Raw genomic sequence first — 12,572 nt, forward strand, 5'->3', positions numbered from 1 at the left:
TGGAGCCAAAAAGGAGAGTCAGACTCCTGACCTCCTGCATTAAAGGCAGCGCTCTACCAGCTGAGCTATGGCCCCATATATATGGTGGGTCTGATAAGACTTGAACTTATGACCCCCGCGTTATCAACACGGTGCTCTAACCAGCTGAGCTACAGACCTGAGCGAGGATGCTGTCAAGCACTGCTTTGACCCGAGCGCAAGGAAAATTCTTTAAATAGAATTTTCTCCAAACTCAAACCTCTTAAGCTTAATACTCCTTTTACTAAAGAACAACTTGCTGTAATTCTTGCTGACCGAATGTCGTATTTAAAGGAGGTGATCCAGCCGCAGGTTTCCCCTACGGCTACGCAGCAGTACGACTTCACCCCAGTCATCGACCACACCGTGGTGAACGCCCTCACTAAGTTAGGCTATCCACTTCTGGTGCAATCAACTCCCATGGTGTGACGGGCGGTGTGTACAAGGCCCGGGAACGTATTCACCGCGGCATTCTGATCCGCGATTACTAGCGATTCCTACTTCATGGAGTCGAGTTGCAGACTCAATCTGGACTACGATAGGCTTTTGAGATTCGCATCATCGCTGTGTAGCTGCCCTCTGTACCTACCATTGTAGCACGTGTGTAGCCCTGGTGTGGGGCCATGATGACTTGACGTCGTCCCGCCTTCCTCAGTTTGTCACTGGCAGTATCATAGAGTTCGGCCAAACCGCTGGTAACTAAGGAAAAGGGTTGCGCTCGTTGCGGGACTTAACCCAACATCTCGACACAGCTGACGACAGCCATGCAGCACCTGTATCACAATTCCCGAAGGCACTCTCGCATCTCTGCAAGATTCTGTGTATGTCAAGACCAGGTAAGGTTCTTCGCCTTGTTGCATCAGATTAAACCACATGCTCCACCGCTTGTGCGGGCCGTCAATTCATTTGAGTTTTAACCTTGCGGCCGTACTCCCCAGGCGGTCTACTTATTGCGTTAGCTGCGTCACTAAGTCCTCAAGGGACCCAACGACTAGTAGACATCGTTTGGCGTGGACTACGGGAGTATCTAATCCTGTTTGCTGCCCACGCTTTCCAGACCTCCGGTGTCAGTATGATGCCAGAGCTGCCTTCGCCATCGGTATTCCTCCAGATCTCTACGCATTTCTGCCGCTACACCTGGAATTCTACTTCCCCTCTCACCTACTCCTAGCCTAACAGTTTCAGATGCAGTTCCCAGGTTAAGCCCGGGGATTTCACATCTGACTTATTAAACCACCTACGCTCGCTTTACGCCAGTAATTCCGATTAACGCTCGCACCCTCTGTATTACGCGGCTGCTGGCTGGAATTAGCCGGTGCTTATTCTGCAACTAATGTCATCCATTATGGGTATTAACCATAACTTCTTCTTCACTGCTTAAAGTGCTTTACAACCAAAAGGCCTTCTTCACACACGCGGCATGGCTGGATCAGGGTTCCCCATTGTCCAATATTCCCCACTGCTGCCTCCCGTAGGAGTCCGGGCCGTGGCCTCAGTCCGGTGTGGCTGATCATCCTCTCCAGACCAGCTACAGATCGTCCTTGTGGTAGGCCTTTGCCCCACCAACTAGCTAATCCGACTTAGGCTCATCTAATAGCGCAAGGTCTAATGATCCCTGCTTTCTCCCGTGGACGTATGCGGTATTAATGCAGGTTTCCCCGTGCTATCCCCCACTGCACTAGGTAGATTCCTAAGCATTACTCACCCGTCCGCCGCTCGTCATCTGGTAGCAGCTACCAATGTTACCCGCTCGACTTGCATGTGTTAAGCTGCCGCCAGCGTTCAATCTGAGCCATGATCAAACTCTTCAGTTTAATCTTGTTTGAGACCTTTTAAGATGGTCCTAATCTTGGCTCATTCAATCACTCGCATTTAACTTTTCGTATGTTCGTATATGGTAACTTGAGTTATTTGCTAATCTTGAATGATAATCTTCTTTGCCATTACTGGCTGAATAACTAACATTCTGTGTCAGCAAAAATCCACACAAGTTGTTCTTTAGTATGCTTTTAAAAAGTAATATCACTGTCGTCCAGTAAATATTTATTACCCATTCTCACTAAGCTAATACGCTTCGCTACATGGGCGAGCTGACTAGTCTATCATAAAATTATAAACTGTCAAACTCTTTTTTACCAACTCCGCAAACCAGCTCTTTAACAAAAGAGCTTTGCCTCGTCAGTGGGGCGTATTATAGAGAGTTTATTTTGTGTGTCAACACTTTGTTGGGATTATTTTTATATTTATTTATTGATGCTGGTTTTTGTTGTTGTTTTGGTAGGTTTTGTTCGCTTGGCAAAGGGTGGTAAGCGTCTTTTATAAATATACTTATATAGCTAGTAATATTACCCATAACAATCACTGCGCTTGCTTTTATTTATTTTGTACTTATATAGGTAGGCTGTTTTATTCATCAACACGGCGTCACCCCTTGTCATCTGGCGTTTATAGCGTGGTTTTGCTATGATGGCTGACTTTGGGGCAGTATGCTTTGGTGCGTCAGTTAACAGTATTTAAAGGGCGCGTCATCTTAGGTCGATACATTGGCATATTGTCATTTATGAGTCACAACATAATCTTAAGGTCATATGGTTGATGGTTGCAATCATCACTGCTGGCGGATTCAGATATAGGTAATCAATTATGGTCGCAATTACTTTACCCGATGGTAGCGTAAGAAACTTCGAAGGCAGCACTACCGTAATGGAGGTGGCGCAAAGTATCGGTACGGGACTGGCAAAAGCTACGGTCGCGGGACGGGTGAATGGACATCTGGTCGATGCGTGCGACCCTATCGTCGCTGATGCCAATGTGGAGATTGTGACGCCAAAAGATGACGATGGTGTGGATATCATCCGCCACTCGTGCGCGCACTTGCTCGGTCATGCGGTCAAGCAGCTGTATCCTGATGTGAAGATGGTCATCGGTCCTGTGATTGAAGATGGCTTTTATTATGACATCTATAGCGATACGCCATTTACCCCTGAGCACATGGAAAACATTGAAAAGCGCATGATGTCGCTCATCAATCAGAACTATGATGTCGTCAAAAAGATGACCCCGCGTGATGAGGCGATTGAAATTTTTAAATCGCGTGGCGAAGACTATAAACTGCAACTGATTAATGATATGCCTGGCGAGGATGCCTTTGGTCTGTATCATCATCAAGAATATGTGGATATGTGCCGTGGTCCACACGTGCCGAACACGCGCTTTTTAAAAGTATTCAAACTGACCAAGATGTCAGGCGCATACTGGCGCGGCGATGCCAAAAACGAACAGCTACAGCGTATCTATGGTACGGCGTGGGCGGATAAAAAGCAGCTAAAAGCCTATATCCAGCGTATTGAAGAAGCCGAAAAGCGTGACCACCGTAAAATTGGTAAAGCGCTAAACCTGTTTCATATGCAAGAGCAAGCACCTGGTATGGTATTTTGGCATCCAAACGGCTGGACGATTTATCAAGTGCTTGAGCAGTACATGCGTAAAGTCCAATACGATAATGGCTATCAAGAGATTAAAACGCCACAAATCGTGGATCGCAGCCTGTGGGAGCGCTCAGGACACTGGGGCAACTATGCGACCAATATGTTCACCACATCGAGTGAAAGCCGTGACTATGCGGTAAAACCAATGAACTGCCCGTGTCACGTGCAGGTATTTAACCAAGGGCTAAAATCGTACCGTGACCTACCACTACGTATGGCAGAATTTGGCTCATGCCACCGTAACGAACCGTCAGGCTCGCTGCATGGCTTGATGCGTGTGCGCGGCTTTACCCAAGATGACGCGCATATCTTTTGTACCCCTGCGCAAATTCAACAAGAAGTGGCAGACTTTATCAAATTAACCCTTGCGGTTTATGATGATTTTGGTTTTACTGATATTGAGATGAAGCTCTCTACCCGCCCAGAAAAACGTGTGGGCAGTGAAGCGGCGTGGGATACTGCCGAAAAAGCCTTGGCAGATGCGCTCGACAGCTCAGGCTTGGATTGGGAATATCTGCCTGGTGAAGGCGCGTTCTACGGTCCTAAGATTGAGTTTAGTCTCAAAGACTGCTTGGGCCGTGTGTGGCAGTGCGGTACGATTCAGGTCGATCCGAACATGCCAGAGCGCTTAGATGCCGAGTTCGTCAACGAACATGGTGAGCGTGAGACACCGGTGATGCTACACCGTGCTATCTTGGGCTCGTTTGAGCGCTTCCTTGGTATGTTGATTGAGCATTATGCAGGCTGGATGCCCGTATGGCTGGCACCGCAGCAGGTTGCGGTCATGAACATCACGGACAAACAAGCGTCAGCTTGTGAAGATGTGGTCGAAACGCTACGCGCTGCTGGACTACGCGCCATTAGTGACTTGCGTAACGAAAAGATTGGATTTAAGATACGAGAGAAAACATTAGAACGTATCCCCTATATGTTAGTATTGGGGGATAAGGAAGTCGAATCGGGCAGCGTCAACGTCCGCACGCGTGAAGGCGAAAACTTAGGGGTTATGAGCGTACCTGCATTTATTGAACTGGTACAAACCGCCATCGCCGAAAAAGGTCGACAGAATCAAAAAACAGATGAGGAGTAATACCTATTAAACAGTCAAACCGTTTGAACATCAACGAAGATATCAACGCCAAACAAGTCCGCCTTGTTAAAGAAGACGGCGAGCAAATGGGCGTGGTTGATATCAATACCGCGATGAAAGCGGCACGTGATGAAAACTTAGACTTGGTCGAGCTGGTCCCTGATGCCAAACCACCGGTTTGCAAGATCATGGACTACAAACGTTTCTTATATGACCAAAAACAAAAGGCCAAAGAAGCGAAGAAGAACCAAAAGCAGACTCAGTTAAAAGAGATGAAACTGCGTCCAAGCACTGAAGAAGCCGACTATCAGGTCAAACTGAGAAAAATCGTTAGCTTCTTAGAAGATCAGGACAAAGTTAAAATCAGCATCCGTTTTCGCGGACGTGAAATGGCGCACCAAGACATCGGTCGTCGCCAGCTTGAGCGTATCATCGAAGATACCGCTGATATCTCAAACGTTGAGCAGCCACCAAAAATGGAAGGCCGCCAGATGGGTATGCTTTTAGGACCAACTAAGAAAAAATAATCGCGCCGTTGTAACGGGCGTTTATTAAGACGTGTGTACTTTTTTAACCACCAATATGCCAAGCGATATTGGTGGTTTTTTATTGCTTTACAAAATCAATCTTCAAAGCCATTCAAGAACGCGGTAGTCTTAATCTACTGTGACGCGCCCTACTCGCGCGACGACACCCAGCGATAGTATCGCTCATACACCTATAATAATAAGACCATCGATAAGCCAAGGCTTATTGCGATAAAGACAACAAGGATATGACATGCAAGCATTGACGCCTCCTGAGAATGCCGCCACACCCAGTATTTCCCTCACTGCTCCTGAACCCGTCAAAGAAATTGAAAAAGACGAAGCCGATCAAATGGTGCCGCTGGACAAAGACCAAATTCCAGAGCTGGACGCTAAGGTTGATGCCTTTGTTGACCATGTCATCACCAACCCCGTACACAGCGACGACTTTCGCGAAAATGTGCAGTCTATTCATAACTTGGGCAACAAGGAAATCCGCGAATCTGCGCAAGTCTCTAATCGCATGCTTGAGCTGCCTGCCAAAAGCCTCAATGACGGTCTGTTCGACAACTCCCCGATTGCAAAATCACTGACCGAGCTGCGCGGCATCGTCGAAGACCTTGATCCAAGCAAAAAAGAACTGACCAGCTCACGCAAGCTGTTCGGTTTGATTCCCTTTGGTAACAAAGTCCAAGACTACTTTCGTCAGTACGAATCGGCGCAGTCGCACATCAATGCAGTCGTAACCAGCCTATACAATGGTAAAGACGAGCTGCTCAAAGACAACGCCACCATTGAGCAAGAAAAAATCAATATGTGGGCGCTGATGCAGTCGATTCGCCAATACATTTATGTTGGTAAAAAGATTGATGAACAGCTTGAACAAAAAGTCTTGTCTCTAGAAGCCACCGACCCTGAAAAAGCGCGCATTATTAAAGAAGAGATGCTGTTTTATGTGCGCCAAAAGAACACCGACTTTTTGACCCAATTGGCAGTCAACATTCAGGGCTATTTGGCATTAGATACTATTCGTAAAAACAACCTTGAGCTGATAAAGGGCGTTGACCGTGCGACGACGACCACCATTTCGGCATTGCGCACAGCAGTTGTGGTCGCGCAAGCAATGACCAACCAAAAACTGGTACTCGACCAAATCACCGCACTCAACAAAACTACCAGCAGCTTGATTGAATCGACTTCAGCAATGCTCAAGCGTCAATCGGGCGAGATTCATGAGCAGGCAACCAGCGCCACCATTGAGCTTGATAAGCTACAAAATGCCTTTACCAATATCTATGAAACCATGGATATGATCAGCGAATACAAAATCCAAGCGCTCGACAGCATGAAGCAGACCGTCAATACCTTGACCGCTGAGGTGGACAAAGCCCAAAAGTATTTGGACAAATCCAACCAAACCACAGTGCTTGAGGTGTCCAAAGACATCAACGCAAAAACCCTCGCCCAGCAGTCAGATACGACCAAGGTCGATATTTAAAGGGGTCAGGCATCTTGGGTGTCCAAGCGAGATAACCGCACATATCATCATTGTTGCAAGATATTGTGCGGTGGTTCGTGTTAAGATACCCGTTACTCATTATATGAAAAAACAGATACGGTAATTTATGACTTGGAACGATCCAAACGCCTCGGCTGAAGCAAAAAAATACGACAACCCGATTCCGAGCCGAGAGTTGATACTACACACGATTGCAGAACAGGGGCAACCTACGCATCCTGAGCTTGCACACGTCTTTGAGATTACAGACCCTGAGCAGTTCGACGCGCTGGGCAATCGTCTAAAAGCCATGGTTCGTGACGGTCAGGTGACCCGCGAAGGTCGTCCTTATCGTTATCGCCCAGTGACCACCCATGATGTGGTGACAGGCACGGTCTCTGCCCATGCCAAGGGTTTTGGTTTTGTGGTACTCGATGACATGCCCGACTTGTTTTTGCATGAAAAACAAATGCGCTGGGTGTTTAATGGCGATACGGTCAATGCCATCGGCACGTCTACGGACAACCGTGGGCGCACCGAAGGGCGCATTGTCGACGTGATTGAGCGTCAGCAAAACCAGTTTATCGGTACGGTTGCACGCGATGATGACGGTTACTGCGTAGAGCTGGCAAGCCCGAACAATCACCAGCCCATTACAGTGACTGATGATGATATTGACGCCCTCGGTGCCAAAGTGGGTGACCCTGTCAAAGTCGATATCATCGATTGGCCCAATCAGCATGAGTTTGCCACAGGCAAAATCAGTACATTGCTGAATGATGACAATGATCGCGAGCTGATTATTGAGACGACGTTATTAAACTACGATATCCCATCGGAGTTCAGTCAAGCCGCCATTAAACAGGCCAATGACTATCAAGAGCCGAGCAAAAAAGACACCAAAGGTCGTGTCGATTTGCGCGATGTGCCACTTATCACTATCGATGGTGAAGACGCACGCGACTTTGATGATGCGGTATTTGCAGAAAAACGTCCTGGCGGCAACTATCGTGTGTTGGTCGCCATCGCTGATGTCAGCCATTACGTGACACCCAACTCACCGCTGGATGTCGATGCTTATGCACGCGGCACATCCGTATACTTCCCGCATCGCGTGATTCCGATGCTGCCTGAAGTCTTGTCTAATGGCTTGTGTTCACTTAATCCATCGGTTGACCGTCTGTGTATGGTCGCAGATATCAAAGTGTCACGCGCAGGCAACGTGACAGGTTATGAGTTTTACCCTGCGGTGATGCACTCACAAGCGCGTTTGACCTACAATCAGGTAAACACCTACCTTGAAAACCCAAAAGACAGCAGCCTGCCTAAGAGCTTAACGGGTAATGAAGCGGTCAAAAAATCGGTCGGTACTCTACACCAGCTGTATGAGCTGCTACTCAAAAAACGTGAAGCACGTCACGCGATGGAGTTTGAAACGGTTGAGACGTACATCACCTTTAATGAGCAAGGCGGTATCGCAGATATCTTGCCACGTACCCGCGGCGATGCGCACAAGCTGATTGAAGAGTGTATGCTGCTCGCCAATACCTGTGCGGCAAACTTTGCTCTCAAGCATGAATTGCCCGTCTTATACCGTAACCATGATAAGCCTGATAGCGAAAAATCGGCACGTATCCATGAGTACGCAAAGAACTTTGGTCTCAGCTTTCCTGAAGAGAGCCCAACGCAGGCAGACTATCAGCGTATCATCGAGGCGACCAAAGACCGTCCTGATGCCGTCAGTATTCACAGCATGCTGCTGCGCTCTATGATGCAGGCCAATTACGCCCCTGACAATATCGGTCACTTTGGTTTGGCTTATGATGAATACAGCCACTTTACCTCGCCGATTCGCCGCTATCCTGACTTGATGCTGCACCGTGCGATTAAGGCGAAAGTCACGGGTGCCAAGCAACCTGTGATGGACTTTTCGTTGGATGCGGCAGGCACGCAAACCTCAGACACCGAGCGCCGCGCTGAAAAAGCATCACGCTTTGTCGAGTCATGGCTCAAGTGCCACTATATGAAAGACCATGTGGGCGAAGAGTTCGATGGTGTGGTGACGACCGTGACCAATTTTGGTCTGTTTATCACCTTAACTGACTTATATATTGATGGTCTGGTACACATCTCAAATGTCGGTGACGATTACTTTGTCTATGATGAAAAGCAGCAACAGCTGATTGGTCAAGACCACGGTAAGCTGTTCGGCTTAGGCGATTCAGTACGCGTTAAAGTCGCTGGCGTGAATATGGACTTGCTACAGATTGATTTTGAGCTCAAAGCCAAACTGCAAGCCAGCCAGATGAACCAGACCAAGAAAAAGCGTCGCCGCAACAGTCGCAAAAAAGGTCAGTAATCCCTGACTGTGTAACCAACGAATAAAAAAAGGCCAAAGTCATCTTTGGTCTTTTTTATGCTTTATCGTTTACAGCTTACAAGTTGCCATCGACCTGCGTCAGTTTGTCCGCCTCTTTGGCTTCGGCAGCATCAAGGCTGCTATGAACATTGTCCAAGATGGCTTTGGGCTGCTCGCCCAGACTGGGCGCTGTGGCGGTTTCTGTGGTGCTGGCAGATGTATTGCTGCTATCAGTAGCAGGTGCGCTACTGATATCTGCCTGAATGAGGGCGACGTCAGGGCGACTGTGGCTGTTCAGCATATTAAAAACGACTAAAGCAACGATACCGATAACGGCGACTATGATGATGTGTTTGGGCTGCATGAGCGTACTCTTATCCAAAAAAAGCGCGGGGTGCGTACCTGACAGCTACTGCATGTTTTGTGCCGATTTTAAGTGCTGGCTTGTCTTTATTCTTGCGGGCTGCTGCTGTCTAACAAATCATTGGTGCCCTCACTTTCTGCGATTTCTTGCTCGACCTTTTCGCGCAGCTTGTCATCAGGGCGCGCGTCCAAGACATCGCTGGTATCACAGCCTTGCAGCACTTGCTTGGCGCGTGCTTTGGCTTCTGCCTTATCCTTACTTTCGGTATCGACAGCTGGCGTGTCGGTAGGCACTGGCGCGGCACTGGGCGCATTTACGGCAGGCAGGTGCATCAAGGCTTGCTCGAGCTTATGACTAAAGCGCAATCTGTAGATTGGCTCAGGCAAGCTAAATCCTGTGTCTTCAAGTGCATGCTTGGTCTCGCGAATGGCGATACTGCGCGCTTTGGAAAAGTCGGTTTGTGATTGATCGACCCACACTTGGAACTCCAGCACGATATTAGAATCGCCCACTTCGTTGATGACCGCGACCGCTTTGGGCGTGGTCAGCACAAAATCGAGCTGAGCAATGGCATCTAAGCCGACCTTGATGGCGGCGATGGGGTCATCATTGGCATCCACACCCAGCAAAAAGGTAAAGCGGCGCTCGGGGTTTTTGGTGTAGTTGAGTATCGTGCCTTTAAATACCTCGGCATTTGGAATACGCAGCTGATTGCCATCCAAGGTCATCAAAATGGTGGCACGTGAGGTCAGACGCACGACGATGCCCTCTTGACCATTAATCACCACTTGGTCACGCGCACGAAACGGCTGACGAATGCTCAGCATGAGAGAAGCGATATAATTTTCGATGGTGTCTTTAACGGCAAAACCGACCGCGATACCGATGACCCCAGCACCGCCCAAGAGCGTACCCAAAATGGTCTCGGCACCGATTAAGCTGAGCGCTAAAATCAGACCCAGAATGATAAAAATGACTTTGATGGTTTGCGCCAGCAGCTCGGCGACAAAAGGATTGGGCGTGACGCGCTGCCACAAGCGCTGCTGTTTGGCCAGCTGATTGCCGATGAGCGCCACGATACCGAACAGCAGCAGACCGATAAACACAAGTGGCAGGGCCTTTAGCAGCTGTTTGCTGCGCGTAAGGAGCGACTCGTATACGGTAGACACATTGTCTTGGACATCGAGCGTGCGCTCAATATTGTCATTGACAGTGACCACATTTGCTATACGGCCACTTAGACTGATGGCTTGCTGCGCTTTTTTGTCATTGGCCGTCTCGCCTGCCAGCGTCACCACCCCTTGATTAACGGTAATGCTGACCGCTTGCAAACCTTCAATCTCTGAAAAAATGCCTTGAATGCGGCTACGAATATCGGCGTCTTGTGCGGCGGTATCGGGCGCGGTGGTGATGCTGGTTTCGGCATCGTTCGTTGTGGCTGCTGCATTATCGCTAGTGACCTCTGACTCACCCTCGATGCTGACGCCTGCCATCTGTGCGCCAAGATCGGCAATCGAGGTTTCAGGGGCTGCCATGGCAGCATAGGGTGCAGTAAAAACGCCCATGCAAAACAGTAAGATACTGCCGATACGTCGAGGATGGGTCATCATAGTCATGCGTTGCCTTATATAAGATATGCTGGTGATTATCAAAGATTCGGCACGCATGCGTGATGAGGAGCGTTTTACGTTTAGCGGTCTGAGTCACGCTTAGCGGTCTGGTAATTAGCGGTCCAAGTAACGCTGCGCGGTGCCCAAGTCTAAGCTGCCTTCATAGATGGCACGTCCTGTGATAATGCCTTCTATACAATCGCCATAGGGTTTGAGCAATTCGATATCGCTCATGTCGGTCACACCGCCCGAGGCAATCACAGGAATGCCGCCTTCACGCGCCAGATTGACGGTTTGCTCGACATTGACGCCTTGCATCATGCCATCACGTGCGATGTCGGTATACACGATAGACGATACGCCTGCATCAGCAAAGCGCTTGGCAAGCTCGGTGGCCTTGGTGTCGGTCACATTCGCCCAGCCATGTGTGGCGACCATGCCGTCTTTGGCATCAATACCAACGATGATGTGTCCTGCAAACTCGCGGCAGGCTTCGGTGACAAAGCTTGGCTCTTCAACCGCTTTGGTACCGATAATGATGTAAGTAAGACCTGCCTCGATATACTGCTCGATGGTCTGCATGGTACGCACACCGCCGCCGAGCTGAATCGGCAAGTTCGGATAAGCGCGAGCAATATCGCTGACCACAGACTTGTGTACAGGCACGCCATCGAACGCCCCGTTTAAATCAACCAAATGCAAACGACGCGCACCCTCATCCACCCAGCGGGCGGCCATCGCCACAGGGTCATCAGAAAATACCGTATCATCCTCCATTCTGCCTTGTTTGAGACGCACGCATTTGCCGTCTTTTAGATCAATAGCAGGGATAATCAGTGGGGCTGCGCTCATGGGCACTCCTTATGATGGGTATAACAACAAAGATAATCAGCGGCGTCTTTGCCAGCTGCTTTTTATTAAAATATGTCCTAAAATAGCGGACGAGCAAACACAATAATGACCTCAATCCCTTACTGTAACATGGGTTTATCTGGGCGTCACTTAGAGATAAATGCAATTACTAACTGGCAATTTTAGGTCAATTTGGCGTATAATCCTAGGTAAATTTGTATTTGTTTCCTTATAGATACCGTGGTCTGATAGCGATACCAGACCTAAGAGCAACAAGCAGCACGCGTTCATTTGCGCCGCTTTATTTGCTCAAAAAACAGACAGCAGGCAGCCAATGTCATGACAACATCGGTCATCTGCACGGTATTTTTTATGGCATTTGTCGTTCAGACAGTACGATGAGATATTTTGTTACAAAGTACTCGTAACACATTCACCACCAGATAGGAAGTCAATTAGCACGCCTGATTTGATTATATCGACCAGTTCATCCGTTTGCCTTGTGCAGCTTTGAGCACTTATCTGGCTAGGTATGTATCTCATAGTACACGGCAAACGATGTGACTGATATTGCAAGTTTTAAGATTTCTATAAACGTATGATATCCGCTACACGTAACCTGCCCTGCTTTATGCTCGGTTGGTTACAGTTAGCAGCGTATTGTACACCTTGGTAGCCGGTCGCCACTTTGGTAATTGAATAAGACGTTAACGTGTTGTTAAGGAGTCTAAGGTCAGCGTTAATACTCTTAATGGCAACAATGCTA

General features: G+C 48.4%; 7 protein-coding genes and 1 rRNA gene. 4 read left to right on the forward strand and 4 right to left on the reverse strand.

Annotated elements, in window-relative coordinates:
* Nucleotides 1-308: 308 nt before the first annotated feature.
* Nucleotides 309-1,832, reverse strand: a 16S ribosomal RNA gene (locus tag JMW05_RS05975).
* An 829-nt stretch (nt 1,833-2,661) separates the two neighbouring features.
* Here JMW05_RS05975 and thrS point away from each other — a divergent pair.
* The 4 genes from thrS to rnr all read left to right on the forward strand — a co-directional run bounded on the left by thrS (nt 2,662) and on the right by rnr (nt 8,980).
* The gene (gene thrS, locus JMW05_RS05980; RefSeq protein WP_201504428.1) at nt 2,662-4,596 is read left to right on the forward strand and encodes a threonine--tRNA ligase; all 1,935 of its coding nucleotides are present in this window, start codon (nt 2,662-2,664) and stop codon (nt 4,594-4,596) included.
* 23 nt (nt 4,597-4,619) lie between these two features.
* Nucleotides 4,620-5,123 (forward strand): translation initiation factor IF-3, encoded by a 504-nt coding sequence (infC, locus tag JMW05_RS05985; RefSeq protein WP_201504429.1) that lies wholly within the window; start codon nt 4,620-4,622, stop codon nt 5,121-5,123.
* 253 nt (nt 5,124-5,376) lie between these two features.
* Nucleotides 5,377-6,621, forward strand: coding sequence for a toxic anion resistance protein (locus JMW05_RS05990; RefSeq protein WP_201504430.1), 1,245 nt, complete (start codon nt 5,377-5,379; stop codon nt 6,619-6,621).
* Between the two features lie 127 nt (nt 6,622-6,748).
* The gene (rnr, locus tag JMW05_RS05995; protein WP_201504431.1) at nt 6,749-8,980 is read left to right on the forward strand and encodes a ribonuclease R; all 2,232 of its coding nucleotides are present in this window, start codon (nt 6,749-6,751) and stop codon (nt 8,978-8,980) included.
* Between the two features lie 76 nt (nt 8,981-9,056).
* Here the strand turns inward: rnr and JMW05_RS06000 are convergent, their stop codons facing one another.
* The 3 genes from JMW05_RS06000 to hisA form a co-directional block, all read right to left on the reverse strand.
* Nucleotides 9,057-9,344, reverse strand: coding sequence for a hypothetical protein (locus JMW05_RS06000; RefSeq protein ID WP_201504432.1), 288 nt, complete (start codon nt 9,342-9,344; stop codon nt 9,057-9,059).
* Nucleotides 9,345-9,430: 86 nt separating this feature from the next.
* Entirely contained in the window at nt 9,431-10,960 is a 1,530-nt protein-coding gene (locus JMW05_RS06005; RefSeq protein WP_227691458.1) for a mechanosensitive ion channel domain-containing protein, read from the reverse strand.
* 108 nt (nt 10,961-11,068) lie between these two features.
* Nucleotides 11,069-11,806, reverse strand: a complete 738-nt coding sequence (gene hisA, locus JMW05_RS06010) for a 1-(5-phosphoribosyl)-5-[(5-phosphoribosylamino)methylideneamino]imidazole-4-carboxamide isomerase (RefSeq protein ID WP_201504433.1) — start codon at nt 11,804-11,806, stop codon at nt 11,069-11,071.
* Nucleotides 11,807-12,572: the final 766 nt, after the last annotated feature.

The organism is Psychrobacter aestuarii, assembly GCF_904846035.1.
GTDB classification, from domain to species: Bacteria; Pseudomonadota; Gammaproteobacteria; order Pseudomonadales; family Moraxellaceae; genus Psychrobacter; species Psychrobacter aestuarii.